A 24,233-nucleotide genomic window follows, 5' to 3' on the forward strand; every position below is an offset into this window, starting at 1 on the left:
CATGACTGAGCGGGTTGCAGGGGTACGGCTGGCGCCGTACACGACGTTGGGGCTGGGCGGACCGGCCAGGGCGTTCGCGGTGGCGGCCTCGGCCGAGGAGATCGTCGAGCTGGTGGCCGCGGCGGATCGCACCGGGGAGCCGGTGCTCGTGCTCGGCGGCGGCAGCAACCTGGTCGTGTCGGACGAGGGCTTCGACGGGCTGGTCGTGCGGGTCGCCTCACGGGGGATCGAGATCGACGGGGACCGGATCACTGTGCAGGCGGGGGAGGACTGGGACGGTCTGGTCGCCCGTGCGGTCGCGGAGGGACGGGCGGGGATCGAGTGCCTGTCCGGGATTCCGGGAGTGGTCGGGTCCACACCGATCCAGAACGTCAGTGCCTACGGGCAGGAAGTGTCCCAGACGATCACCGGGGTCCGGGTCTACGACCGCAAGTCCGGCGAGGTGGGCGACCTGCCGGCCCGGGAGTGCGGGTTCGCCTACCGGCACAGCGTGTTCAAGGAGGAGTCCGGGCGGCACGTCATTCTGGCCGTCACCTACGAGCTGGCCGAGGACGGGCTGTCCGGCCCGGTCGCCTACAAGGAGCTGGCCACCCGGCTGGGCGTGGCCCTCGGCGAGCGGGTGCCGCTGGCGGAGGCCCGCGCGGCGGTGCTGGAGCTGCGCCGGGGCAAGGGGATGGTGCTCGATGCCGACGACCCGGACACCCGGAGCGCGGGCTCGTTCTTCACCAACCCGGTCCTCGCCGCGCCGGAGGCGGCCGAGTTGGAGCTGCGCGCCCCCGGTTTCCCCCGCTGGGACATGCCGGACGGCGGCGTGAAGGTCCCGGCGGCCTGGCTGATCGAGAACGCCGGGTTCCCCAAGGGCTACCGGCGTGGTCCGGCGCGCATCTCCACCAAGCACACCCTTGCAATGACAAATCCCGAAATGTCAGCGACGACCGCCGACCTTCTCGACCTGGCCCGTGAGGTCCGGGACGGGGTGCGGGAGAAGTTCGGCGTCACCCTCGTCAACGAGCCCGTGATGGTCGGCACCCACCTCCGGAACTAGACCCCCTTGAGGAACCCGGCGTCGACGGAGAATTCCGCGCCGGTCGTGCTCGCCGAGCGCGGCGAGGCGAGCAGGGCGATCACGTCGGCGACCTCCTGCGGATCGACGAGCCTCCCGGTGGTCAGCTTCATCATCTCCGGTGCGACGCTGTCCATCACGCTGTCACGGTCGGTGCCCGCCTGGGCGGCGATGATGTCGGCCGCGCCGCCCTCCTCGGTCCACCACGCCGTCCGCACGGGCCCAGGGGAGACGGTGTTCACCCGGATGCCCTGCGGCGCGAACTCCTCCGACAGCGCCTTGGTCAGGTTGTTCAGGCCCGCCTTGGCGGCGTTGTAGTCGACGTTCATCGGGGCGGGCTGCCGGGCGTTGCCCGAGGAGACGTTGACGATCGAACCGCCGCCCCGCCGGAGCATCTCCGGGATGGCGGCACGGACGGCACGGACGATCGAGAACAGGTTGAACTCGAACATCTCCCGCCAGTCGTCATCGGTGGGGGCCATGAACGAGAAGCGCGGCAGGGACACACCGGGCGGCGGCCCGCCGGCGTTGTTCACCAGGATGTCGAGTCCACCGAACTCCTCCACGGCCCGTGCCACGAGCCGGCCGGGCGCCTCGGGGTCCATCAGGTCGACCGGCACGTGGAGCAGACCGGTGCCGCCGAGCGCTTCCAACTCCGGAGTGCTCTTACGCGAGGCGGCCACGACACGGACCCCCTCGTCGAGCAGGGTGCGCGTGACAGCCAGCCCGATGCCCTTGGACGCGCCGGTGACGACCGCGACGCGGCCGGAAAGCTGCAGATCCATGGATGTCCTTCTCATTGCCGAGCCCCACCCGGCCGGGTGGGGAATTCATGGGGCAAAGCTAAGGCGGGCGTGAGGGCCGGGTCTGGCGAGATCCGGACCAGCAGTTTCAGCTGGATTCGGACCAGCAATCCGGTGTGAACATTCTGGGAATGAGTAGGTTCTTACAGCTGTTAAGGTCAGATGGAAACACCCGAAGGGGAGTAGTCCCAATCGCGTGATCGACATACTGGCGCCCCAGGGCGCCCGGTCACGTGGGCCTGGTATCCAGGCGGACGAGACCTTCGGTCCGGCAGTCATACATCGATGCTGCCGGGCCGAAGCGTGCCCGACTCCCCGGGTGCTCCCCTTCCGGCCCGGCCGCGTGCGCGGAAGGGCCCCCCTGTGGAAGCATTCTGGATCAGTCTCGCCGTGATCTTCGTCGCCGAGCTCGGTGACAAGAGCCAGCTCATGGCGATGACCTTCGCGACCCGATTCAAACCGTGGCCGGTCCTGGCCGGAATCACCCTGGCCACCGCCGTCGTCCACCTGGTCAGCGTCGGCCTGGGCAGCCTCGTCGGCGACCTGATCCCCACCACGGTCATCACCGTCATCGCGGGCATCGCGTTCCTCGGCTTCGCCCTGTGGACGCTGCGCGGTGACGAGCTGACCGACGAGGAGTCGCAGAAGGCGCAGCGCACCACCCGGTCGGCCATCATCGCCGTGACCGTCGCCTTCTTCCTCGCCGAACTCGGCGACAAGACCATGCTCGCCACCATCACCCTCGCCACCCAGCACGGCTGGTTCGGCACCTGGCTCGGTTCGACCGTCGGCATGGTCGCCGCCGACGCGCTGGCCATCGCGGTCGGCCGGATGCTCGGCAAGCACCTCCCCGAGAAGGTCATCCGCTACGGCGCCGCCGCCGCGTTCGCCGTCTTCGGCGTCGTCCTGCTGCTCGAAGCGCTGCTCGGCTGATCGGGGTACGGCGGATCGGCTGAAGCGTCCAGGTCGTCCACCCGCTGCCGCACGATCACTGAGTCGATGGCCATGGTCGGCGTCATCGTCCCCTCTGTCCGATGTGATGATTGCAGTCGCAGGGTTCAGCGGCTGGCTGCGAGGAGCTGGTGGGCGTATCCGCCGCGGAGGTCCTCCACGATCCGTCGTTGCCACGGGCGGCGGGTCACGGCGCGGGTGAGCCGACGGGAGGTGCGGGGTGCGGCGGCAATGGCCGACGCGATCTCTCTCGCGCGACTCATGACCTGCTCGGCCGGGAGCACCTCGTTGACCAGCCCCCACCGCAGGGCGGTCGCGGCGTCGATCTTCTGGCCGGTGTAGGCCAGGTAGGCGGCGCGTTTGGTTCCGAGGAGTTCCTGCAGGACGAGGTGCATGCCGTCGCCGGGAACCGACCCGGCCGCGAAGTTCCCGTCGGCGATGACGGTGTCGTCGGCGCACAGGGTGATGTCGCACATCAGGGCGATTTCCTGGCGCGGACCCGGTCCGTTCACGGCGGCGATGGTCGGGATGTCGATGTCGAAGGCGAGGCTCTCCAGCAGTTTCATCCCGTCGGAGTACTGCTCGTAGAGGACGTCGCCGGGCCACTGCGACGGTGGCTCGGAGAAGGATCGGGGGTCGAAGCCGGCGATCCATCGGCGACCGGTGCCGGTGATGATGAGCACCTCGTTGTCCCGGTCGGCGCCGATGTCCCTGAGCACCCGGCCCCAGGCGTTGAGCAACCCGCGCGAGAAGATCGCGGGTCCTCCGCCGGTGTGCATCCTGACTTCCACGATTCCGGCGTCCCTGCGGATGTCGAAGTGCTCGCCGTACCGGGCCGCGTACTGATCGAGGCGCGGGCGTTCGATGAAGCCACCGAGGCGTTCGTCGCGATCGTCCAGCGTGTCAGTCATGGAGTTCCCCTTAGAGCGGTTGGTGTCGCAGTCTGCCATAATATGTGGGGTTAGACCCCATTTAAGATAGGGAGGCACGCCCGGTGAAGTCCAGCCAAGGCCGCCGCACCCGTGCGGACGCCCAGGCGAACCGCGACCGCATCATCGCCGCCGCTCGCGTGACCTTCGCGGAGGAAGGGGTCGCGGCATCGCTGGAGAAGGTCGCCGAGCGGGCCGGAGTGGGGTCCGCGACGTTGCACCGCCACTTTCACGGCCGGGTCGCACTGGCCCAAGCGGTGCTGCATGACAGTGTTCAGGCGCTCTGCGCCCAGGCGCGGCACCTGTCAGCCGATCCCGATCCCGGCGCCGCCCTTCAGCTGTGGCTGCGGGCGGTCGTGGAGCACAGCAACTCTTTCCGCGGCCTGGCCGCCTTGCTGTCGGGGAACGCGACAGCGCACCATGACCGGATCCGATCGGCCGGAGCGGAGCTCCTGCTGAGAGCGCAGGACTCGGGCGACGCCAGAGGCGACGTCGTGATCTCCGACCTGCTCCAGCTCGCCAACGGGATCGCCGTCGCCACCGAACGGTCACAGGACCGTTCCGGCGACACCGACCGGCTGCTGAACCTGGTCATCACCGGCGTCAGACCTCAGATGCGGGCGGCCGAGGAACCTGACGCTCTCACGGGACATCGCGGCGATGAGAGCGGCCACGAGGATCGGGATGCGGATGGCGGGCGGAAAGAGCGCCACCTCGCGAAGTAACCGATGAGCCCCTCCCCGGCAGCGCTCCGGTGGAAGCTCCGGCGTTCAGGCTCTGCGGGTTCTCGAACCCGTGGCAGCCGATGACGTGGCCGCGTAGCCGAAGCCCCGGCGTGTCCGCGGAACCGGGGCGACTCCGCTGCTGGGCGAGGTCGTGACGGACGCCGTCGTCCACTCCGACTCCGGACGCGCCGATCAGCCGATCAGAGACAGACGGTGCGCCGCCGCGGCGGCCTCGCCCCGGGTGGAGGCCCCGAGCTTGCCCAGGATGTTCGAGACGTGCACGCTCACCGTCTTGGCGGAGATGAACAGCTCGGCGGCGATGTCGCGGTTCGACCGTCCCTGGGCGACCAGCCGGAGCACCTCCTGCTCGCGCGGTGTCAGTAGCGGGACCGGTGCGGAGGAGCCCCCCGGAGACGGCTCCTGCCTCAGAGAGGCCCCGACCCGGCGGGCCAGGGACTCGATCTCCGTGATCAGCGGCTGTGCCGACAGCGCGACCGCGAGGGGGTGGGCCGTGCGCAGCCGTACGGCGGCGCCTTCGCGGTCGCCGGCGCCGGCCGCCGCCCGCCCCGCGTGGAGCAGCGACTTGACGCGCATGAAGGGCCGGTCCAGCCGTTCCCAGGCGGCGGCCGCGGCGTCGTGGTCGCGGCGGCAGCAGAGGCGGTAGGCCTCGGCCACCGGGCTGTCCACGGTCATCGTGGCCCCGGCATCCTCGATCTGGCCGCGCAGCGCCGCCGCCCGCTCGGGTGCGATCGCCTCGGTGGCCTCGCAGACTCCGGACAGCAGGGCGAGCATCCGCCAGCCCAGCATGGGCTTGCTGAGGATCCGTGCCGTGCGGACGGTCTCCTCGGCCACTCCCAGGGCGGCGAGCGGCTCGCCGCTCAGCAGGTGCAGACCCATCTTGAGCCGGGCGTTGGCGGTCAGTTCCTGGGTGAACTCCTCCTGGACGGCGAAGGCGTCCACCTCGTTCAGGACGGATTTGACCACGTCGGTCTCGCCACGCGCGATCGCCACATCGGCACGGATGCGGCGCAGGTGGTAACGGTGACGCAGGTTCGGGTCCATGGTGAGCGCCTGTTCGGCCACCTCGGCCGCCTCGTCGAACCGGCCCAGCGCCTCCAGGGCCTCGGCCCGGTTGTTGGAGATGAACGCGCCCCAGGCGCGGTAGCGGCCGTACTTCCTGGCCAGCCGCTCGCCTTCGAGTGCCAGCTCGATCGCCTCGGCCGAGCGGCCCATGTTGTTCAGCGCGTCCACGTTGTTGGCGAGGGCGCGGAGGGTGATGCGGCCCGAGCCCACGCGCTCGCCGATCGCCTGGGCGGTCGCGTTGACGGCGATCGTGGTGTCGAGGCGTCCGGCGATCGAGTGACCCATGGCGAGGTTGAGCAGCAGGTCGGCCTCCAGGCACTCGTCACCGTGCTCGCGGGCGATCCGCAGCGCCTCCTCGGTGAGCGCCGTGCCCTCGGTCACCTCACCGCTGAACATCAGGCAGGAGCTCAGATGGGACAGCACATAGGCGCGGTCCGGCCCCGGCTCGGGGACGAGCCTTTCCGCATAGCGGAGGTCGTCGAGCACTCCGGGCTTCCGTTTGAACATCTTGAACTGCGACCGCCGTACGACCAGCTCGGCCACCCGTGCGGGCGCCGTCCGCTCGTCGAGCTCCTCCAGCGCGGCTTTGACGAACCTGGTGCCCCGCTCGACCTCGCCGCAGGCGTGGGCCGCCTCGGAAGCCTGCTCCAGAACCGTGGTGTGGTCCACGCCGATCCGCTCGGCGGCGTCGGGGACCTTGCTCCACAGGGTGAGCACCCGCTCCAGGAGTTGCAGCTTCTCGTTGTAGGCGAAGGTCTTCGCGGCCTTGCCCGCCGCCTCCCAGGCGGAGATGAGGGCCCAGAGGTCGTCGCGGGCGGAGTACCAGTGGTGGGCGATCTCGATGGCGGCACGGCCGCGCGGCACCAGCCCGCGATCCCTGCCGATCTCCTCGGCGAAGCGGGCGTGCATCCGTACGTGCTCGCCGGGCAGAAGTTCGTCGTGTACGGCCTCGCGGATCAGCGAGTGGCGGAAGGCGTAGGCGCGGCCGTCGGCGATCTGCAGCACGTTGGCGGAGATGGCGGGACGCAGCGCGTTCTCCAGGTCGACGTCGGACAGCCCGCTGACCGCGGCGAGCAGCTCGTGACCCACCCGGAGCCCGCCGGCGGCGGCGATGCGCAGCACCCGCTGGGTATCGTCGGGGAGCTGCTCGACGGAACCGATGATCAGGTCGTGCAGGGATTCGGGGAAGGAGCAGTCGCCCCCGCAGTCGACCAGTGCCTCGACGAACAGCGGGATGCCCTCGCTGCGCTGGAAAACCTTGTTGACCTGGGAGAACTCAGGGTTCGTGCCGAGGATGCCGGCCATCTGGGCGGCCACCTCGTCCTGGGTGAGCCGGGGCAGGTCCAGCCTGAGGACCCCGTCGACCCGGTTGAGCTCGGCGAGCACCGGCCGGAGCGGGTGCTGGCGGTGCAGGTCGTCGGAGCGGTAGGTGAGGATCATCAGGACCGGTGTGGTGCGCAGGTTCCGGCTGAGGAAGGCGATCAGGTCGCGGCTGGAACGGTCGGCCCAGTGGATGTCCTCGATGACGAGGATCACCGGGCGGCGTTCGGCCAGCCGCTCCAGCAGCGTGAGGATCTGTTCGAAGAGCCGGGCGCGGGCGGTGTCGCTCTCGATGTCGCCGCTGGGCTCGCCGAACTCGGGCAGCAGCCTGGCCAGGTCGCGTGCTCCGCCGTCCGGCAGCATCGCCGCGACCTTCTCGGCGCCGCACTCGCGGACGAGCTGACGGATGGCCGCGGTGAACGGAGCGTAGGCGAGACCTTCCGCGGACAGTTCCACGCAGCCGCCGATGAGCACATGAGCCCCGTCGGCGGCGGCCCGCTCGGCGAAGGACCCGATCAGCCGGGTCTTGCCGACCCCCGCCTCGCCGCCGAGCAGGACGGCTGCGGCCGCGTTGGCGCGCGCCTGCTCGAAGGCCTCGGCCAGGCCCGCGAGCTCCGTCTCCCGCCCCACGAAGACGGGGCTTACCGCCCGACCCATCATGTCGTCCAGCATGTCATGCCCTATGTGTGCTATCGCTCTATTTATCGTTCAGCGAAAAGGCCTACGGGGGCTGAGAGGCCCGGCCGGACGGGAGGGGGCGGCCGGGCTCTCGTGACAGGGTCATGCCGGGATGATTTTGCCGAAGAGGCTCCGGCGGTGTCCTCCCGTGGAGCGGCTCTTCCTGGCCGTCTCGGCCTGGCGGGCGCGGCGGTAGTCGGCCGCCTCCTTGCGGAGCTCGATGGCGCGGTTGTCGATCATCTGGAGGTGAAGCTCGGGACTCATGTCGAGTTCTCCTTGAGTGGTGCGATTCCCTTACACACTCAAGATTCGTCCTAAGGCCCCCACCCCCACATCGGGCGGATGCCTTATCTACGGGTCGACTTCCGCCGTAGGACTACCTAGGTCCCGCCGGACGCCGCCTTAGGCGTGCCGGGACGTGCTCTCCGGGGTCGCCGATGATCTTGCTGGGCCACCGCATCCGCGCCCGGTACGGGGGTCCGGGGGTCCGTGGGGGCGGCGTCCGGCCATGGCCGCCGCCCACGTCGGCGAATGTTGACGAAAATGATTGATGGGCCTGGGCGGTGTCCAGTTTGGAACTAATCACACCAGTCGGCATGCTGGAGAGGTGTCAACTATGACTACTCCGCTCGCCGACGTGGCCACGTCCAACGTCACGCTGCGAGCTTTCCTGCACGGCCTGCCCGGTGTCGACCGTGTGGGCGCCGACCAGCGGGCTGCGATGCTCGGCACCCGATCGATCAAGACGACTGCCAAGGCGGAGGCCGTCGACCTGGCGATCCGCATGGTGGACCTGACGACCTTGGAGGGCGCCGACACGCCGGGCAAGGTCCGGGCGATGTGTGCCAAGGCGGTCCGTCCCGACCCGAGTGACCCGGCCGTACCCTCGGTGGCCGCGGTCTGCGTCTACCCCGACCTGGTGGCCCAGGCCGTCGCCGCGCTCGGCGGTTCCGGCGTGAAGGTGGCCAGCGTGGCCACCGCGTTTCCCAGCGGACGCTCGTCCCTGGAGGTCAAGGTCGCCGACACCGCCTTCGCGGTGGCGGCCGGGGCCGACGAGATCGACATGGTGATCGACCGGGGCGCGTTCCTCGCGGGCGACTACCTGAAGGTCTTCGAGGAGATCGCCGCGATCAAGGCCGCGTGCGGCGACGCGCACCTGAAGGTGATCCTGGAGACCGGTGAGCTCGCGACCTACGACAACGTACGGCGTGCGTCCTGGCTGGCCATGCTGGCCGGCGGCGACTTCATCAAGACCTCCACGGGCAAGGTGCAGCCCGCCGCGACCCCGCCGGTGACGCTGGTCATGCTGGAGGCGGTCCGTGACTTCCTCGCCGCGACGGGCCGCAAGGTCGGCGTGAAGCCGGCGGGCGGTATCCGGACCACCAAGGACGCCGTCAAGATGCTCGTCCTGGTCAACGAGACCGCCGGCGAGGGATGGCTGGACCCCGACTGGTTCCGCCTCGGCGCGTCCAGCCTGCTCAACGACCTGCTCATGCAGCGTCAGAAGATGGCCACCGGCCGGTACGCGGGCCCCGACTACTTCACCCTGGACTGATCGATGTTCGAATACGCACCGGCCCCCGAATCCCGCGACGTCGTCGACATCAAGTCGTCCTACGGCCTGTTCATCGGCGGCGAGTTCGCCGACGGGACGGGCACGTCCCTCAAGACGATCAACCCCGCGTCCGAGGAGGTCCTGGCCGAGGTGGCCGTCGCCTCCGCCGACGACGTGGACCGGGCCGTCCGGGCCGCACGCGAGGCGTTCGGCACCTGGTCGGCGATGCCCGGTTCCGAGCGGGCGAAATACCTGTTCAGGATCGCCCGCATCATTCAGGAGCGTGCGCGCGAGCTGGCCGTGCTGGAGACCCTGGACAACGGAAAGCCGATCCGCGAGTCCCGCGACGTCGACCTGCCGCTGGTCGCGGCGCACTTCTTCTACTACGCGGGCTGGGCCGACAAACTCGGCTACGCCGGGTACGGCCCGGACCCGAGGCCGCTCGGCGTCGCCGGCCAGGTCATCCCGTGGAACTTCCCGCTGCTCATGCTCGCGTGGAAGATCGCTCCCGCACTGGCCGCCGGCAACACCGTCGTCCTCAAGCCGGCCGAGACCACCCCGCTGAGCGCGCTGCTGTTCGCGGAGATCTGCCGGCAGGCCGACCTCCCGCCGGGCGTGGTCAACATCGTGACCGGCGCGGGCGAGACCGGCGCGGCCCTGGTGAACCACCCGGACGTGAACAAGGTCGCCTTCACCGGTTCCACCGAGGTCGGCCGTCTGATCGCCCGCTCCGTCGCCGGGTCGGACAAGAAGGTCACCCTGGAACTCGGCGGCAAGGCCGCCAACATCGTGTTCGACGACGCCGCACTCGACCAGGCCGTCGAGGGCATCGTCAACGGGATCTTCTTCAACCAGGGGCACGTCTGCTGCGCCGGCTCCCGCCTGCTGGTCCAGGAGTCGATCGCGACGGAGCTGCTCGACGCGCTGAAGCGGCGCCTCGGCACGCTGCGCCTGGGCGACCCGCTGGACAAGAACACCGACATCGGGGCGATCAACTCCGCCGCCCAGCTCGCCAAGATCCGCGAGCTCTCCGACCTCGGCGAGGCGGAGGGCGCCGAGCGCTGGTCCCCGGTGTGCCCGCTGCCCGACAAGGGCTTCTGGTTCCCGCCGACGATCTTCACCGGCGTCGCCCAGTCGCACCGGATCGCCCGTGAGGAGGTCTTCGGCCCGGTCCTGTCCGTGCTGACCTTCCGCACCCCCGCCGAGGCTGTCGAGAAGGCCAACAACACCCCCTTCGGCCTGTCGGCGGGAGTGTGGACCGAGAAGGGCTCGCGCATCCTGTGGATGGCGGACAGGCTCCGCGCGGGCGTCGTCTGGGCCAACACCTTCAACAAGTTCGACCCCACCTCCCCGTTCGGCGGCTACAAGGAGTCCGGATACGGCAGGGAGGGCGGACGTCATGGGTTGGAGGCGTATCTCGATGTGTGACCATCGCGCGGCCGGACGCCGCGACCGCCGTGCCCAGAGCACCCGGGACCACGACTTCGCGCGCGCCGGACGTCCGGCGCCACGGGGCTGGTTCGCGCACCGGTGCGGGGTCAGCCGCTGCGGTCAGATCTTCGTGCCGGCACGGCTGGCACAGCAGGAGAGCACGTGGAGAGGGCGGGGAGATGAGTAAGGCGGAGCGGCCGAGTGGTCGCGAGCCCGTACGGCTGGCCGTACGCAAGACCTACAAGCTGTACATCGGCGGGGCGTTCCCGCGTTCGGAGAGCGGAAGGTCCTATGTCGTGACCTCCTCCAAGGGCGACTTCCTGGCCAACGCGTCGAAGGCCTCCCGCAAGGACGCCCGCGACGCCGTCTCCGCCGCGCGAAAGGCCTTCGGAGGCTGGTCGGGCGCGACCCCGTACAACCGGGGGCAGATCCTCTACCGCGTCGCAGAGATGCTGGAGAGCCGCCGGGCGCAGTTCGTCGCCGAGCTGACCGACACGGGCACCAAGAAGGCCGGGGACGTCGTGGACGCGGCCGTCGACCGGCTGGTCTGGTACGCCGGCTGGACCGACAAGATCGCCTCGGTGGTCGGGGCGACCAACCCGGTCGCCGGACCTTACTTCAACGTCTCCTCGCCGGAGCCGACCGGCGTGGTCGCGGTGGTCGCCCCGGACGAGCCCCTGCTCGGGCTCGTCTCGGTGATCGCCCCGGTGATCGCCACGGGCAACACCTGCGTCGTGATCGCCAGTGAGCGGGCACCGCTGCCCTCCATCACCCTGGCCGAGGTGCTCGCCACCTCCGACCTGCCCGGCGGCGTGGTCAACATCCTCACCGGCTCGGTCAGGGAGATCGCTCCATGGCTGGCCGCGCACATGGACGTCAACGCCGTCGACCTGACCGGCGTCACCGACCCGGAGCTGGCGGTCAGGTGCGAGCAGGAGGCGGCGGAGAACCTCAAGCGCGTCCTGCGTCCCGCCGTGACCGACTGGTCGGCCGACCCCGGCACCAGACGCCTGACGGCCTTCCTGGAGACCAAGACCGTCTGGCACCCCACCGGCGTCTGACGGGCCCGCCCGCCTCGGGCAGGGAGAGCCGGTAGCGGGCCGGGCGCCTCGTACGCCCGGCGGATCGTCTCCAGCGCCTCCTCGGCCACCTGGTCTTCGACGGCCTGTGGTCCGAGGGGGCGCACCCCCTGCCTCCGCCGGCATCGCCCGGGCGGTGAACATCTTCTGGACGACGGGGACCCTGCTCAAGGAGATACCGGGTGTTCCGGGGCGGGGCCCGGCTTCCCCGCGTCGGGCCGAGGTCCGTTCGCGCTGCGGTGGGCGGGTGTTCCGGCCGCAGGGGGACCGTCAGTCGAGCGGGGCGTGGCGGAGCCAGGGGTGGGCGCTCTCCAACTGGGCGGCCAGGGCCAGGAGCTGTGACTCGCCGCCCGGGGCGGCGACGAGCTGGACGCCGATGGGCATGCCGGTGGAGTGCCAGCCGTACGGGATCGTCATGGCGGGCCAGCCGGCCATGTTCCAGGCCGCGGTGGCGGGGGCGTACGTCAGGTTGGTGCGCATGTTGGCCAGCAACCCGCGCCGGCCCCAGCGCTCGGCGGGCGGGGGGACGGCGGCGAGCGTCGGGGTGACGAGCACGTCGGCGTTGCCGAACCACTGGTCGGCCCCGTAGGCGCGCCAGCGGTCGCGGCCCGCCGAGCCGTCCATCCCGATACGGGCGAGCAGCCCGCCCATCCTCGACAGGGACCTGGTGCGCTGCTCCAGCCTGCGCGGGTCGAGCCCCTCCACATCCTGCCGGGCGCATGCCAGCCAGGTGGCGATCGTGGCGGAGCCGAGCCAGCCGGGCATCCGGGTGTCGTGATCCACCACGGTGTGGCCCGCGGTGCCGAGCGTGTCCGCCGCCTCGACCACCGCCCGCTGGAACTCGGCGTCCACCGTGAACCCCGGCGGCAGCGGCGCGGGGGCCACCGCGATCCGCAGCTTCATCGGCTCCGACGGGGTGAGCCCGCCCGGGTAGTCGTCGATGGCGCTGCCGAATTCGAGGGACTCGCTCTCGCCGGGCGTCGCCAGGGACATGTCGCCGGCCATCACCGCCAGTGCCAGGGCGAGGTCGGTCACGGTCGTGGCCAGCGGGCCGTTCTCCGCCATCCCGTGCCAGTCGTGCTCGGGCGCGGGGACCACCTCCTGGCCCGGCTTGATCGAGACGAGCCCGCAGCAGGCGGCCGGGATGCGCAGCGAGCCGAGCCCGTCGTTGCCCTGGGCCAGCGGGACCATCCCCGCGGCCACGGCCGCCGCGCTCCCGCTCGACGACCCGCCCGGAGTGCGTCTCAGGTCCCAGGGATTGCGCGTCACGCCGTACACGCTGTCGGAGAACCCCGCCAGGCACAGCTCCGGCACGTTGGTGATCCCCACGACCACCGCGCCCGCCGCCCTGAGCCTGGTCACCACCGGATGATCCTCGGTGGCGGCGGCGTTCGACGTCGCCGCCGACCCGTTACGCGTCGCCTCACCCCGGACCGCGACGTTGTCCTTGATCGCGACGGGCACCCCGGCGAGCGGCAGCCCTGCCAGGTCGTCCCGCCCCTGTACGGCCCACGCCTCGGCGAGCGCCCGCTCGGCGCGGACCTTGCGGAACGCCCCGATGCGCCCGTCATACTTGGCGATCGTCTGAAGATGCTCCTCGACGACCGCCGGCGCGGTGGCCCTCCCCCGTCGTACGGCCTCCGCGATCTCCGCTGCGGACTTTCCCACCCACGACATGCACTGAGTGTCGTCTGGCGGATGCGTTAACGGAAGCTTCTCACATCTCAATCAGATGACTTGTCCGGCTCGTTGGCGTTATCCCGCTCTGTCACGTCGTCTCGCCCGGCCGGCTCCCGCTCGTCCCGCCTGATGTCGCGGCCGGCTCCCCGCAGGGCCAGGCGCAGCGCGTACTCGAGCTGGGCGTTGACGCTCCGCAGGTCGTCGGCCGCCCATCTGGCCACCGCATCGTAGACGGCGGGGTCGAGCCTGAGCAGGACCTTTTTGCGCTCAGGCATACAGACTGCCGGCGTTGACCACCGGCTGGATCGCCCGGTCGCCGCACAGGACGACCAGCAGATTGGACACCATCTGTGCCTTGCGCTCCTCGTCGAGATCCACGACGCCCTCCTCGGCCAGCCTGTTCAATGCGAGCTGCACCATTCCTACCGCGCCCGCGACGATCTGCGTGCGCGCCGCGACGACCTGGGTGGCCTGCTGGCGGACCAGCATCGCCTGGGCGATCTCCGGTGCGTAGGCGAGATGGGTGATCCGGGCCTCCAGCACCTCCACACCGGCCAGGTGGGTGCGCTCGCTCAGCTCGGCGGTGAGCTCGGCGGCCACCTCGGTGCCGTCACGCAGGCTGGTGCCGCCCTCCTCGTGGCCGTCATAGGGGTGGGTGGTGGCCAGGTGCCGGACGGCCGCCTCGGACTGGATCGCCACGTAGTTCTCGTAGTCGTCGACGGAGAAGGCGGCCGTGGCGGTGTCGACCACCTTGTAGACCACGACGGCCGCGATCTCCACGGGGTTGCCGTCGGCGTCGTTCACCTTGAGCTTGGCCGTCTCGAAGTTGCGCACCCGCAGGGTGATCCGCCGCTTGCTGGTGAACGGCAGCACCCACTGGAAGCCCGCGTCGTTCACCGACCCGACGTAGCGGCCCAGGAACTGCACCACCTTCGCCTCGTTCGGGTTGATCACCACGAAGCCGGTGCACACGATCATCGCGACGACCCCCCACAGGATCGCGGCGGCGGGTAGCAGTGTCGTGTCGGCCGCCTGGGTGGCCGCGGCCATGGCGATCCCGAGGACCACCAGCCCGGCCAGAACGGCGAATCCGTTGATCCGGAAGGCACGTCGTTCCATGAGTCCCGCCTCTGCTATCGAAGTGATATCACTAAGATAGCTCACCGGGTGCGGTCGTGCGCAAATCAATCGATCCGCGGACACGGAAGACGCGCCTTGCGAACCATGCCGATCAGCGGGAAGTCCGAGTCGTCAGGTTCAGCGGCGGGGGTTGGTCCGGCGGGTGGCGACGGCGGACAGGGGGTCCTCGGGCCAGGGGTGCTTGGGATAGCGGCCCCGCAGCTCGGCGCGGACCGAGCGGTAGCCGTCACCGCGCCAGAAGGAGGCCAGATCGGCGGTTACCGCCGCCGGGCGTCCCGCCGGGGAGAGCAGATGGACGACCAGGGGGACCCCGGCCACGCGCGGCGCCTCGTCCCAGCCGAACAGCTCCTGCACCTTGGCGGCCAGCACCGGCTGGTCGCCGGAGTAGTCGACCCTGATCCGCGACCCGCTCGGGACCTCGATCCGCTCGGGGGCCGTCTCCGCCAGGCGCGCGCTCCACGGGACCAGGCGGTGCAGCGCCGAGGTCACGTCGATCCGCTCCAGGTCGGACCGGCGGCGGGCGCGGGACAGCTCGGGCTCCAGCCACCGGTCGGCCGCCTCGATCAGGGCCTCGTCGTCCGTCGCGGGCCATGGATCGCCGAGCGTCCGGCGACAGAAGGCCAGGCGCTCGCGTAGCGCGACGGCCTCGGGCGTCCAGCGCAGGATCGCCAGGCCCTCGACGCGCAGCCCGTCCAGGACGGCGGGTCTGACATCGGCGTCGCGGAGCCGGGCCGAGGACAGCTCGATGGCGCCGAGGCGCTCCACCCGGCGCGCCGAGACGTCACCGCGCCGCTCCCCGGGCGGGATGTGCCACACCACCTCCTCGCCGGAGCGGTGCAGGGAGGCGGCGGCGAGCAGGGCGGTCTCCTCGTCGATCACGACCGCCTGCCTGATCCGGGCGGAGGCGGCTCCGGCGGGCCGGTCGGCCACCGCGACGGCCAGCCACTCCGCGCTCGCCAGCCGTGACCCCTGCGGGAGTTCCGCGGCCGTCCCCGACGCCATGAGGTAGGAACCGCCCCGCCGCCTGGCCACCCGCTCCGGATAGGCCAGCGCCACCACCAGCCCGGCCAGGGCGTCGTCGCCCGGCCCCTGCTCCTGGCCGCGCCGGGTCTGGGCGGCGGTCCGCCCGGATCCCGCGCCGTCTCCGGTCCGTGCGGGAGCCCGGCCGGCCTCCGCGTCCCGTACGGCCCGCGGCGGAGCCCCGTTCTCCCGGGGGACGGCCCGGGACAGACGCTTCGCCTCCTGGCGCCAGCGCGCGGAGAGACCGTCGCCGCCCCGCCGGACGGAACGCCAGACCGCGACCAGGTCGTCGTCCGCGTCCCGGGGGAGCTGCTCCGACAGCAGAGCCACCACCTCGGCGGCCCGGGGCCCGACGTCGATCAGGGCCCGGGCCAGGCGGGGATGGACCCCGGCGGCGACCATCCGCCGTCCCCGGGCGGTGACCCGGTCCTCAAGGGCGCCCAGCGCGTGCAGGGTCCGCCGCGCGGCCTCCATCGCCGCGGTCGGCGGCGGGTCGAGCAGGGCCAGGCCGACTGCGCCGGGATCACCCCAGCAGGCGGCCTGGAGGGCGAACCCGGTCAGGTCGGCCAGGGCGATCTCGGGCTGGGCGTGTTCGGGGAGCCGGTCGTGCTCGGCCTGCGACCAGCACCGGTACACGACCCCCGGCGCCTCGCGCCCCGCCCGGCCGGCGCGCTGGACGGCCGACGCCTTGGACGCGCGGACGGTGGTGAGCGAGCCGAGGCCGCGGGCGTGGTCGGTGCGGGGCTCGCGGGCGAGACCGGAGTCGACCACGATCCGGACACCGGGGACGGTCAGGCTCGACTCGGCGACCGAGGTGGCGAGCACCACCCGCCGGTTCTCGCCGGGCGAGAGGACGGCGTCCTGCACGCGGGCCGGGGCCTGGCCGTGGACCTGCAGGACGTCGACGCCGCCGAGCATCGCGGCCACCCTGCCGATCTCGCCGACCCCGGGCAGGAAGCACAGCACGTCCCCCTCGTGCTCGCTCAGCGCACGCCGTACGACGTCGGCGACGTGGGACAGGAACGCGGGGTCCACCCGCAGGCCGCGCGGGGGCGTCACCGCCCTGGGCGGCGGGGCCCAGACGGGCGTGACCGGGTGCATGGCGCCGGAGGCGTGCACGGCCGGCGCCGCCTCCGGGGCGTCCGGCCCGGGCACGGCGCTCGTGGGGGATCCGCCGGGCGCGCCGGGCTGGAGTGCGGAGCCCGCGGGGAGGCCGGCTGCGCCGGAGCCGAGCAGCCCGGCCCAGGACGCGGCGTCGGCGGTGGCGGAGGTGGCGATGATCCGCAGGTCGGGGCGGAGGGTGGCGCGGACGTCGAGGAGGAAGGCCAGGGCGGTGTCGGCGTCCAGGTGGCGTTCGTGGCACTCGTCCACCAGCACCACGTCCACGCCGCCGAGCTCGGCGTCACGCTGGAGCCGCTGGAGCAGGACCCCGGTGGTGACGACCTCGACGAGGGTGTCCGGACCCACTCTGCGCTCACCCCGGACCGAGAACCCGACCTCCGCGCCGACCTCCGACTCCAGCAGCCACGCCATCCGCCGGGCCGCCGCCCGCACCGCCATCCGGCGGGGTTCGGCCACGATCACCCGCCTCGGGGCCCGGCCGCCGAGGAGCCCGGCCAGCGCCAGCGGGACGAGCGTGGTCTTGCCCGTGCCGGGGGGCGCGGTGAGCACGGCGACGCCACGCTCGTCCAGGGCCGCGAGCAGCTCGGGCAGGACGTGCCGGACGGGAAGGCCTGACCAGTCGGAACGCATCCTGCCAGTCTCCCCGAGACCGGCGGCCCGCGTGTCCCCAGGACCGTACGCACCCGGCCACCACGCCGGCGGCAGGGACGACGATTGCAGGAGGTGGCGATATCCCTCAAGAAAAACCCTCTGAATGGGATGCTGGGACGTTTTCATTTATCATGAGTTGCGCATTTTTCTGCCGCTGAGATAGGGGTGGGATGCGCCCATCTCGGCGACCGGGATCTGGCGGGCGGTTCGTTCTCGATGTGGGAGGACATGATGGCGCAGGCGGAAGCGGCCGAGCAGTTCGCTGCCCGGCTTCGAATGCTCAAGAGCCGTGCCGGAAACAGTTTCGAGACGCTGGCCGGACGGACCGGGATCAGCCGTTCCAGCCTCCATCGCTACTGCTCGGGTGCCAAGCTCCCGGCCGACTTCGGTACGGTTCACGCGTTCGCCAGAGCGTGTGGTGCGAGCAACGACGAGTTGCGGGATCTGCACAGACTGTGGGCGCTTGCCGACGTCGCGCGCTCCTCTCCCCTGTCACCCGGGCGTGCCGCCGCAGATCAGCAGGCCGAGCGTGCGGAGACCGGCGAGCAGCCGACAGCGCAGGCCGAGCAGCCGACAGCGCGGAGGGGTGTGCTCGCGTCGTGGTCGAGCCCGCGCACCCGCCGTACGGCATCGGCCCTTGTGGCGGTCGTCCTGGTGGCGGCCACCGCAACCGTCGCCCTCATGCTGAGGACGGACCGCAAGGCCGAGGCGCCCACCGCCATGGAGAGCCGGTCGGGCACTTCCACGACCGCCCCGATGAGAGTCTTCAACATCGAGGGCGACTGTAAGAGCAGGGAGGGGCGGGTCCCCGCCTGCAGCATGGGGCTGGCCCGCGACCCTCGCTTGAAATACGACGCCGGCAACGTGGTCAGCCACCGCGTGTGGCACGACGACGTGTTGAACGCCGACTGTGTTCTCTACGACGGCGACCGGGTCGAGGACGAGAGGGGCGTCGGCACGACGCGCTGGTTCCGGGTCCGGCTCGACAACGTGGCCGGTGGTTTCGCCTGGCTTCCCGGCGTACGCACCCAGGACAGTCCGAAATTGCCCACCTGCGCCGTCTGAGGCGAGCCCGGCCGTCGCTCCGAGATCACTTGCGCGGACTGGGCCGGACGGACGGCACCGGCCCGGTCAAGCTGCTGCTGCTGCTCGGCCCGATCGGGCTCGTCTTCTTCGAGGTGATGACACACGAGGTCTGGTGGCGCCGCCGGTGGGGGGCCGTCCCCGGGAAGGGCGTCAGGCCATGGGGTCGAGGACGCCGGAGCTCACCAGGGCGATGATGGCGATGCCGAGGAGGATCCGGTAGATCACGAATCCGGTGAAGCGGTGGGTGCTGATGTACTTCAGGAACCACGCCACCGCGGCGTAGCCGACGACGAACGAGATCACGGTGGCCAGGATCGTCGGGCCCCAGGCGGGGGAGTCGGCATCGCCGATCTTGACCAGCTCCAGGAAGCCCGCGCCCAGCACGGCCGGGATGGCCAGCAGGAAGGAGTACTTCGCGGCCTCCTCACGGCGATAGTCGAGCAGCAGACCGGCGCTGACCGTGCCTCCGGAGCGGGAGACGCCCGGGATCAGGGCCAGCGACTGGGCGAAGCCGTACACCAGGGCGTGCGTGAAGCTGAGGTTCTTCTGCAGCGTGAGCTTGGTACGTGCGGTGCGGTCGGCCAGCCAGAGGATCAGGCCGAAGACGATCAGTGTGGTGCCGATCAGGCGCAGGTCGCGGAAGACGGTCTCGATGCTGTCCTTGAACAGCAGGCCGAGCACGACGATCGGCAGGGTGCCGACGATGATGTACCAGCCCATCCTCGCGGCGTGGTGCGAACGCAGCTCGCGGTTCCCCAGTGACCGGACCCAGGTGGAGATGATCTCCCAGATCTCCCTGCGGAAGTAGATGACCACCGCCGCCTCGGTGCCGATCTGGATCACCGCGGTGAACGCGGCACCCGGATCCTGCCAGCCGAAGAACGCCGACACGACTCTGATGTGGGCACTGGAGGAGATCGGCAGAAACTCTGTCAACCCCTGAACGAGCCCGAGGACCACCGCTTCGAACCAGCCGATCAACTTGGGCACCTTCCGTCCCAGCGTGTGCGTGACGTACGCGAGGCTAGCGGAGCCCAGGGGTTCCCGTGACCCGGCCGTCTTTCTGAAATCGCTGTCAACCGTACGGCGGGCCCCGGCGGTAGTCATCCGCGGAGCTTCACGTTGGAGGCAAAAGGGATGACTGAGTTCGCGGAATACGTCGCGCAGCGGCACGAACGGCTGCGAAGAACGGCGTATCTCCTCACCAGGGACTGGGCGACCGCCGAGGACCTGGTCCAGACGGCGCTGGCCAGGGCGTGGCTCGCCTGGCGGCGGATCGACGGCGACCCCGACCCGTACGTCTACCGGATCATCGCCAACACGCACGCCTCCTGGTGGCGGCGGCGCTGGCGGGGGGAGACCCCCACCGAGGTCCTGCCGGACCGGGCGGCCGCGGGGGACTTCACCGACGCCGTCGGTGACCGGGACGTGCTGTGGACGGCGATCGGCGCGCTGTCGGGCCGCCAGCGGGCGGTGGTCGTCCTGCACTACTTCGAGGGGATGACCCTGGCCCAGGTGGCCGAGGTGCTGAGGTGCTCGATCGGTGCGGTGAAGAGCCAGCTCGGCAGGGCGCTGGCCCGGCTACGGATCGACCAGGGGGTTCGGACGATGACGGAGGCGAAGCGATGACCCACACCGAGCACGATCTGAGGGAACTGCTCGCGGAGCGCAGCGAGGGCGGCAGCGGGGGCGCCGCCCACCTGGAGGAGATCCTCCGCAGGGGCAGGGCGGTCCGGCGGAGGCGGAGGGCGGTGCGCACGGCCCTCGCCGTGGGAGCGGTGGCGGTCGCGGTGACGGTGCCGTTGTCGCTTCTCGGGAGCGGGGGTGGGCGGTTCACGACGACCGTCGCCGCCGAGCCCACCGCACCCACCGTGTCCCGCGCGCCCGACCTCCCCCGGCCGGGCAAGGACCTGCCCGCCTCGGTGAAGGTTGCGCCGGGACAGAAAATGTCCCTGATCGAGGCGTACAGGTCGGAGACGACAGGGGCGCCGTACAGACTGACGTTCCAGCCGACCAGCCACTACACCGGGATCCGGGTCGCCTGCGCCGACCCCAAGTCGTGGGTGGTCATCATCAGCGGGGAGGGGGCCAGACGTTCGTCCTCGGTCGTCGACTCCTGCCCGTCCGACGTACGGCCCTCGCGGCGCGATGACTCCGACCGGCTGGCCGCGCAGCACAACGAGCGGTCGACCCCCGCCGACTGGACCCGGAAGGAGCAGACCGTCACCGTCTGGGTGCTCCCCTCTGACGCCCCTGTCATCAGCATGTCTGACATGTCACGTAAGGGATGCGAGGTGCCGGGCAGTAAGAGCAGTAAGTGCGACGGGAAGTACTCCATGAGAGCCCTCACGGATCCGAAGGTCGTCGACCGGCTGACCGCCGAGCTGGGGACCCGGCCGGGGCGCTGGGCGGTGGGGGTCTACGACCGGGCCGCGTCCTGACATCCGTGACCGGGGTACGGCTCCCGCCTCACGGGCGGGAGCGGGAGCCGTACGCGCGCCTATCGGGTGATCTTGACGTCGTCGACGCCCGCCTCGACGAGCGAGGCGGTGGAGGCGTCGGCGGCCTCGATCAGGACGCGGACGGTCTGCCCGGCGTAGGAGGAGATGTCCACGCTCGCGGCGGCCCAGGCGCCGTCGCGGTTGGCGGCCGCGCCGAGCTGCTGGAACACCTGGGTCGTGGTGGAGCCGACGACCTTGACGCGCAGGTAGTCGGCGCTGGAGGCGTTGGAGCCGTGCGCCAGATACCAGGAGAAGCCGAGGTTGAGCGTGCCGCCCGACGGCAGGGTTATGGCCGGTGACTGGATGGTCGTGGTGCCGCCGTCGACGTCGTGGTCCCCGGCGGCGGCGCCGGCCAGCGGTCCGGTGACCAGGTCGTTGACGCCGCTGACGGTGGTGCCGAGCTGCTTGGCGCCGCTGGAGGTGGTGGCCGCGGGGTCACCGCGCTCCCACCGGCCGAGGGTGGCGGTGTCGGTGCCGCCGGGGTTGGCGGTCCAGCCGGTCGCCGTCTCGAAGGTGTCCTGCCAGACGGTCACGGGTGGGGTGGCCGTGGCGGTCGTCCACACCGCGTAGGCGATCGCGTCGGCGTTGCGGTTCAGCGCGGTGTCGTCGATGTTCGCCGTGGTGTCGCACGACCGGTGGTAGCAGGAGTCGAACGCCTGCCCCGCCGTACCACCCCAGAGGGTGGCCTGGGCGCTGGACTTGATGCCCTCCGCCCCGGTGAACGTGCCGCCGGCGGGGATGCCGACGCTGATGAACGGCCCGTAGTCGGAGCGGCCGTCGAAGTCGGTGCCCCGGGTGGGCACGCCGATCGAGGAGAAGTAGGCCGCGAGCGTCGCCTCCAGCTGGGCGGAACCCGCCGGGCCGGGGTCCGAGCCGACGCCGTCGGAGTTGTCGCCGTCGTAGAGGAAGTAGCCGGCGTTGGGCGAGGCGACCATGTCGAAGTTCAGGTAGCCCTTGATCTTGGACCGCTCGGCGGCCGGCAGGTTGGTGACGTAGTACTGCGAGCCGCGCAGGCCCAGCTCCTCGGCTCCCCACCAGGCGAAGCGCAGGTGCTTGGTCGGTGCCAGGGACTGGCGGGAGACCTCCAGGGCGGTCTCCAGGATGGCGGCGCTGCCGGAGCCGTTGTCGTTGATGCCCGGTCCCGCGGTCACGCTGTCGAGGTGTCCGCCGACCATGAGGATGTCGTTGGGGTCACCCCCCGGCCAGTCGGCGATGACGTTGTAGCCGGTCGCGCCGTTGTAGGAGAACGACTGCAGGGCGGTGGTGAACCCGGCGCCGTCGAGCAGGCCCTTGACGTAGTTCGCCGAGGCGAGGTTGCCGGGGCGGCCGTGGGCGCGGTTGCCGCCGTTGGCGGTGGCGATGGACTGGAACTGGGCGAGGTGTGCCTTCACGTTGGTGAGCGAGATGTCCGGTGGGACGGCCGCCGACGCGGCCGGTGCGGTGAGCGCCAGGGGGATGGCCAGGATCGCCGTCATCCCGATGGTCCACAGGTTGCGCATCATGCTCCTCGGGTCGGAGGGTGTGAGGGGTCCCCGAGCGGCGCGCACTCCGGCCGGAGTGCGCGCCGTACAGCCTGGTGGTGCGCCTGATCCTGTCCTTGGACCCGCTGCCCGTCGCGGTCGGCCGGTGGGCGTCTCGCTACGGCGGGATCTGCGGCACAGGCCTAACGCGCCGCGCCGTCGAGCGTCCGCGCGGAGGTGGTGGCGGACTTCATGAGGGTCGTGGCGTCGCGGTCGGGAATGCCGGACAGGTCGTAGGCGTAGAACGCGGTGGCGTAGCCGATCGCCCGGGAGTTGCGGTCGAGGGCGGCGTCGTTGACGTTGGCGATGGTGTCGCAGGCGGCGTGGTAGCAGGCGTCGTAGGGGGCGTCCGCCGTCCCGCCGAACCTGGCGGCCTCCTCGGCGGTCTTGATGCGCTCGGCGCCGGTGAAGATGCCGCCGGCCGGGATGCCGTTGGCGATGAACGCGCCGTAGTCGGAGCGGCCGTCGAAGTCGGTGCCCTTGAAGCCCAGACCGCGCCTGCCGTAGAACTTCTCCAGCAGCTTCTCGATCGCGGCCGAGCCCGCCGGGCCGGCTCCGGCGCCCTCGGCGTCGGAGTCGTCGCCGTCGTAGAGGAAGGTGACGTCGTTCGGCGAGGCGACCATGTCGAAGTTCAGGTAGAGCCGGATCTTGTCCCGCTCGGCCTGCGACAGGCCCGCGACATACTGGTCGGAGCCGAGCAGACCGAGCTCCTCGGCGCTCCAGAAGGCGAACCGCACCTTGTTCTTCGTGGGCAGGTGGGCCAGCTTCAGCGCGGTCTCCAGGATGGCGGCGCTGCCGGAGCCGTTGTCGTTGATGCCGGGACCCTCGGTGACGCTGTCCAGGTGGGCTCCCGCCATCACGACCTCGTCCCGGTCACCCCAACGGGAGTCGGCGATGAGGTTCCTGCTCCGGCCGACCGTGGTCGCGGCGTCGACCTTCAGGCGGACGGTCGTGCCGGGGGTGTCGGCCAGGTCGAGGCCGACGGCGGTGCTCGCGATGACGATGGGGAAGCCGAAGCGCCACTCGCGGATGTCGAACACGAGCGGGTCGGTACGGCCCGGCTGGCCCTCGTTGAAGAAGATCACGCCGGCCGCGCCCGCCGCCTTGGCGTTCGTGGCCTTGTCGACGAACGGGCAGGTGCCGCGCTGGATGAGGGCGATCCGGCCGGGCACGAACCCGGCGAAGTCGGCGGCCTCGCAGCCCGCGGTGGAGGTGTTGGGGGTCGCGGGCACCGGGATCACCGCGTCGACCACCTGGACCTGCGCGGTGACGTCCCCGCCGCTGGAGGAGACGACGGTGACGAAGTCGGCGGGGTTGGCGTAGGTCCTGGCCTCCGGCGTGACCTGCTGCAGGACCGAGGGGGAGAACTCCTCCCACTTCACGGGGAACTCCACGTCGGTGGTGGAGACCTTGTATCCGGCCCGGCTCAGCTTGTCCTTCACGTAGGCGAGGGACGCGTCGTATCCGGGGGTGCCCACGGCGCGGGTGCCGCCGTTGGCGTCGGCGATCTGCTGGAACCTTTCGAGGTGCTTCTTGACGTTCTTGCCCTTGACCTGGGTGGACAGGGCAGTGGCCAGGATGTCGGGGATGCCGGTCGTGGCCGCGCTCGCGGGTGGGGTGAAGGCGAGCGGAAGGGCGATGGCCGTGACCAGGATGGTGGTCCGGACAAGGCTGCGTCGTAGGTGCAGGCGCATAACGCTCCTTGGGAGGGGAACTCGGGGGTCCCGTGCCGTGTCAGGGCTTCTGTGCTAAGGCGGAACGTACCGTGATCAAGCACCTTCGCCTAGACCCATTGACGCGGAGTCGCACGAATGGTTATGCGATGAGTCGGATCGGAGCGGCCGACCCTGACAGGGTTTTCTCAGGGGCGCCTCGGGAACGTGGATGTCTCCGCCC

Annotated in this window: 20 protein-coding genes; 9 read left to right on the plus strand and 11 right to left on the minus strand. The window is 71.0% G+C overall.

Annotated elements, in window-relative coordinates; genetic code table 11:
* Position 1 precedes the first annotated feature (1 nt).
* Complete coding sequence (locus tag FHR32_RS17220) at positions 2-1,045, plus strand: UDP-N-acetylmuramate dehydrogenase (RefSeq protein WP_184755237.1); 1,044 nt, start codon at positions 2-4, stop codon at positions 1,043-1,045.
* Here the strand turns inward: FHR32_RS17220 and FHR32_RS17225 are convergent.
* A complete protein-coding gene (locus tag FHR32_RS17225) occupies positions 1,042-1,848 on the minus strand; it encodes an SDR family NAD(P)-dependent oxidoreductase (protein ID WP_184755238.1) in 807 nt (268 codons plus the stop codon). The genes FHR32_RS17220 and FHR32_RS17225 overlap by 4 nt on opposite strands.
* A gap of 381 nt (positions 1,849-2,229) precedes the next feature.
* Here FHR32_RS17225 and FHR32_RS17230 point away from each other — a divergent pair, with 381 nt between their 5' ends.
* On the plus strand, positions 2,230-2,799 hold the full coding sequence (locus FHR32_RS17230; RefSeq protein WP_184755239.1) for a TMEM165/GDT1 family protein: 570 nt from the start codon (positions 2,230-2,232) through the stop codon (positions 2,797-2,799).
* Between the two features lie 125 nt (positions 2,800-2,924).
* Here FHR32_RS17230 and FHR32_RS17235 read toward each other — a convergent pair whose 3' ends face one another.
* The gene (locus FHR32_RS17235; RefSeq protein ID WP_184755240.1) at positions 2,925-3,728 is read right to left on the minus strand and encodes an enoyl-CoA hydratase/isomerase family protein; all 804 of its coding nucleotides are present in this window, start codon (positions 3,726-3,728) and stop codon (positions 2,925-2,927) included.
* An 83-nt stretch (positions 3,729-3,811) separates the two neighbouring features.
* Between FHR32_RS17235 and FHR32_RS17240 the strand changes: the two genes are divergently transcribed.
* On the plus strand, positions 3,812-4,471 hold the full coding sequence (locus FHR32_RS17240; RefSeq protein ID WP_184755241.1) for a TetR/AcrR family transcriptional regulator: 660 nt from the start codon (positions 3,812-3,814) through the stop codon (positions 4,469-4,471).
* Positions 4,472-4,663: 192 nt separating this feature from the next.
* On the opposite strand, the gene FHR32_RS46000 is transcribed toward FHR32_RS17240, so the two are convergent.
* Entirely contained in the window at positions 4,664-7,546 is a 2,883-nt protein-coding gene (locus FHR32_RS46000) for an ATP-binding protein (RefSeq protein WP_184755242.1), read from the minus strand.
* A 108-nt stretch (positions 7,547-7,654) separates the two neighbouring features.
* Entirely contained in the window at positions 7,655-7,816 is a 162-nt protein-coding gene (locus FHR32_RS17250; RefSeq protein WP_184755243.1) for a hypothetical protein, read from the minus strand.
* A gap of 352 nt (positions 7,817-8,168) precedes the next feature.
* Here FHR32_RS17250 and deoC point away from each other — a divergent pair, with 352 nt between their 5' ends.
* The 3 genes from deoC (at position 8,169) to FHR32_RS17265 (ending at position 11,599) form a co-directional block, all read left to right on the plus strand.
* Complete coding sequence (gene deoC, locus FHR32_RS17255) at positions 8,169-9,107, plus strand: deoxyribose-phosphate aldolase (RefSeq protein ID WP_184755244.1); 939 nt, start codon at positions 8,169-8,171, stop codon at positions 9,105-9,107.
* A gap of 3 nt (positions 9,108-9,110) precedes the next feature.
* Positions 9,111-10,535: an aldehyde dehydrogenase family protein gene (locus tag FHR32_RS17260; protein ID WP_184755245.1), complete on the plus strand. Its 1,425-nt coding sequence runs from the start codon at positions 9,111-9,113 to the stop codon at positions 10,533-10,535.
* 182 nt (positions 10,536-10,717) lie between these two features.
* Positions 10,718-11,599 (plus strand): aldehyde dehydrogenase family protein, encoded by an 882-nt coding sequence (locus FHR32_RS17265; RefSeq protein ID WP_184755246.1) that lies wholly within the window; start codon positions 10,718-10,720, stop codon positions 11,597-11,599.
* A gap of 288 nt (positions 11,600-11,887) precedes the next feature.
* Here the strand turns inward: FHR32_RS17265 and FHR32_RS17270 are convergent, their stop codons facing one another.
* The 4 genes from FHR32_RS17270 to FHR32_RS17285 all read right to left on the minus strand — a co-directional run bounded on the left by FHR32_RS17270 (position 11,888) and on the right by FHR32_RS17285 (position 17,209).
* On the minus strand, positions 11,888-13,294 hold the full coding sequence (locus FHR32_RS17270; RefSeq protein ID WP_184755247.1) for an amidase: 1,407 nt from the start codon (positions 13,292-13,294) through the stop codon (positions 11,888-11,890).
* A gap of 47 nt (positions 13,295-13,341) precedes the next feature.
* Entirely contained in the window at positions 13,342-13,572 is a 231-nt protein-coding gene (locus tag FHR32_RS17275; protein WP_184755248.1) for a type II toxin-antitoxin system antitoxin, read from the minus strand.
* The gene (locus tag FHR32_RS17280) at positions 13,565-14,416 is read right to left on the minus strand and encodes an SPFH domain-containing protein (protein ID WP_184755249.1); all 852 of its coding nucleotides are present in this window, start codon (positions 14,414-14,416) and stop codon (positions 13,565-13,567) included. The genes FHR32_RS17275 and FHR32_RS17280 overlap by 8 nt, the downstream gene beginning before the upstream one ends.
* Before the next feature lie 138 nt (positions 14,417-14,554).
* Positions 14,555-17,209, minus strand: a complete 2,655-nt coding sequence (locus FHR32_RS17285; protein ID WP_184755250.1) for an ATP-dependent RNA helicase — start codon at positions 17,207-17,209, stop codon at positions 14,555-14,557.
* A 186-nt stretch (positions 17,210-17,395) separates the two neighbouring features.
* Here FHR32_RS17285 and FHR32_RS17290 point away from each other — a divergent pair, with 186 nt between their 5' ends.
* Positions 17,396-18,295, plus strand: coding sequence for a helix-turn-helix domain-containing protein (locus tag FHR32_RS17290; RefSeq protein WP_221465440.1), 900 nt, complete (start codon positions 17,396-17,398; stop codon positions 18,293-18,295).
* Between the two features lie 171 nt (positions 18,296-18,466).
* On the opposite strand, the gene FHR32_RS17295 is transcribed toward FHR32_RS17290, so the two are convergent.
* Positions 18,467-19,306, minus strand: coding sequence for an undecaprenyl-diphosphate phosphatase (locus FHR32_RS17295; protein WP_312882415.1), 840 nt, complete (start codon positions 19,304-19,306; stop codon positions 18,467-18,469).
* Positions 19,307-19,453: 147 nt separating this feature from the next.
* Here FHR32_RS17295 and FHR32_RS17300 point away from each other — a divergent pair, with 147 nt between their 5' ends.
* Positions 19,454-19,945, plus strand: coding sequence for a SigE family RNA polymerase sigma factor (locus tag FHR32_RS17300; RefSeq protein WP_184755251.1), 492 nt, complete (start codon positions 19,454-19,456; stop codon positions 19,943-19,945).
* A complete protein-coding gene (locus FHR32_RS17305) occupies positions 19,942-20,757 on the plus strand; it encodes a hypothetical protein (protein WP_184755252.1) in 816 nt (271 codons plus the stop codon). The genes FHR32_RS17300 and FHR32_RS17305 overlap by 4 nt, the downstream gene beginning before the upstream one ends.
* Positions 20,758-20,816: 59 nt before the next feature.
* On the opposite strand, the gene FHR32_RS17310 is transcribed toward FHR32_RS17305, so the two are convergent.
* Both FHR32_RS17310 and FHR32_RS17315 read right to left on the minus strand, forming a co-directional pair.
* On the minus strand, positions 20,817-22,319 hold the full coding sequence (locus tag FHR32_RS17310) for a M28 family peptidase (protein ID WP_246466184.1): 1,503 nt from the start codon (positions 22,317-22,319) through the stop codon (positions 20,817-20,819).
* Between the two features lie 161 nt (positions 22,320-22,480).
* Complete coding sequence (locus FHR32_RS17315) at positions 22,481-24,031, minus strand: M28 family metallopeptidase (RefSeq protein ID WP_246466185.1); 1,551 nt, start codon at positions 24,029-24,031, stop codon at positions 22,481-22,483.
* Positions 24,032-24,233: the final 202 nt, after the last annotated feature.

The organism is Streptosporangium album (genome assembly GCF_014203795.1).
Lineage (GTDB): Bacteria > Actinomycetota > Actinomycetes > Streptosporangiales > Streptosporangiaceae > Streptosporangium > Streptosporangium album.

Coding starts and splice junctions, on each gene's coding strand:
- FHR32_RS17220 (WP_184755237.1), top strand. CDS start 2: ATGACTGAGCGGGTTGCAGGGGTACGGCTGGCGCCGTACACGACGTTG.
- FHR32_RS17225 (WP_184755238.1), bottom strand. CDS start 1,848: ATGGATCTGCAGCTTTCCGGCCGCGTCGCGGTCGTCACCGGCGCGTCC.
- FHR32_RS17235 (WP_184755240.1), bottom strand. CDS start 3,728: ATGACTGACACGCTGGACGATCGCGACGAACGCCTCGGTGGCTTCATC.
- FHR32_RS46000 (WP_184755242.1), bottom strand. CDS start 7,546: ATGCTGGACGACATGATGGGTCGGGCGGTAAGCCCCGTCTTCGTGGGG.
- FHR32_RS17250 (WP_184755243.1), bottom strand. CDS start 7,816: ATGAGTCCCGAGCTTCACCTCCAGATGATCGACAACCGCGCCATCGAG.
- deoC (WP_184755244.1), top strand. CDS start 8,169: ATGACTACTCCGCTCGCCGACGTGGCCACGTCCAACGTCACGCTGCGA.
- FHR32_RS17260 (WP_184755245.1), top strand. CDS start 9,111: ATGTTCGAATACGCACCGGCCCCCGAATCCCGCGACGTCGTCGACATC.
- FHR32_RS17265 (WP_184755246.1), top strand. CDS start 10,718: ATGAGTAAGGCGGAGCGGCCGAGTGGTCGCGAGCCCGTACGGCTGGCC.
- FHR32_RS17270 (WP_184755247.1), bottom strand. CDS start 13,294: ATGTCGTGGGTGGGAAAGTCCGCAGCGGAGATCGCGGAGGCCGTACGA.
- FHR32_RS17275 (WP_184755248.1), bottom strand. CDS start 13,572: ATGCCTGAGCGCAAAAAGGTCCTGCTCAGGCTCGACCCCGCCGTCTAC.
- FHR32_RS17280 (WP_184755249.1), bottom strand. CDS start 14,416: ATGGAACGACGTGCCTTCCGGATCAACGGATTCGCCGTTCTGGCCGGG.
- FHR32_RS17285 (WP_184755250.1), bottom strand. CDS start 17,209: ATGCGTTCCGACTGGTCAGGCCTTCCCGTCCGGCACGTCCTGCCCGAG.
- FHR32_RS17300 (WP_184755251.1), top strand. CDS start 19,454: ATGACTGAGTTCGCGGAATACGTCGCGCAGCGGCACGAACGGCTGCGA.
- FHR32_RS17305 (WP_184755252.1), top strand. CDS start 19,942: ATGACCCACACCGAGCACGATCTGAGGGAACTGCTCGCGGAGCGCAGC.
- FHR32_RS17310 (WP_246466184.1), bottom strand. CDS start 22,319: ATGATGCGCAACCTGTGGACCATCGGGATGACGGCGATCCTGGCCATC.
- FHR32_RS17315 (WP_246466185.1), bottom strand. CDS start 24,031: ATGCGCCTGCACCTACGACGCAGCCTTGTCCGGACCACCATCCTGGTC.